We start from the raw sequence: 966 nt of genomic DNA, 5'->3' as shown, positions 1-966 counted from the left end.
GTCGCGCCACTGCAAGAACTCAGTCAACCTGGCGCCGGGACGATACCCGGCGCGCGCAGCGTCATCGGCCGAGGGCACGATCACCGGCTTGAGTTCAGCGTTGCGCGCCAGCTCACGCACCGACTCGGCAGGCAGAACCCCGAAACCGGGCAGATATCCCGGTTTGGCGCTGGTGCCCTCCACGGTGCCCTGCTCGGCCAGCACATGGACCACCGCAGCAGCCGCCTCGGCCCGCCGCCCAGCCGCCGGGCAATCGTCGAGCCCGCACTGGCAGGCCAGTGTGGCTTCCCGGCGCCCCAGCGGCCCGCACGCATCAGCGCGGCGCTGGGCCTTGGTGCGCGGATCGTTGTCACACACCGTGGCGGCCAACGCATCCAACCCAGCATCGAGCGCGGCGCCATCTTCAGCACGGAGCTGTGCAGACATCAAGACCATCCCCGCGACGTCGCCAGGATTGATCTCGACATAGCGGTGCCTGTCGGTTTCGGGCGGCACGCGCACCGCGGCCGGATCGAACTCGGCGATGAACACATCGATGCGATCACGCAGTTTGGGTTTGGACAGCTTCATCCACTTCTCAACCCGCCAGGCCAACGCCTCATCCAGGCCCACCATCACCTCGTCATCGACGTTCTGGGTGCGCGCGATAATCGTCGACACCATCCGATAGTCAATCACCCCCCGACGAAACCTCCGCAGCACCTGCGGAAGCCGATCCCGCAGGCTCAGGGCCATCTCGACCTGACTCACCGCCCGGGCGTGGCTGATGTTGTGCACCGCCGAGATCTCAGCTGCTACCGCCGAGATCGCATCAGCGACATAGAACTCGGCTCCAACCATCTCGGGGTGACGCCGCGCGCACAACTCCCCCACCAACGACAACCGCCGTCCCATCGCCGCCGACTCCTCACGCGCCTCCTCACCCATCAAGGTGACCAAGTCCGCATCCGAAGCCTCTTCGAACAT

The 966-nt window shown here is 66.3% G+C and carries 1 protein-coding gene; it reads right to left on the bottom strand.

Going from position 1 to position 966, the window contains the following annotated elements:
* On the bottom strand, positions 1–966 hold a 966-nt coding region (locus AAHH99_RS22690), incomplete at both ends, for a DUF222 domain-containing protein (protein WP_418770744.1).

Origin of the sequence: Mycobacterium neumannii (genome assembly GCF_048452905.1) — a bacterium.
GTDB lineage: Bacteria > Actinomycetota > Actinomycetes > Mycobacteriales > Mycobacteriaceae > Mycobacterium > Mycobacterium neumannii_B.
Note: the sequence above shows the minus strand (reverse complement) of the source record. Positions and strands in the feature narration are given on the sequence as shown.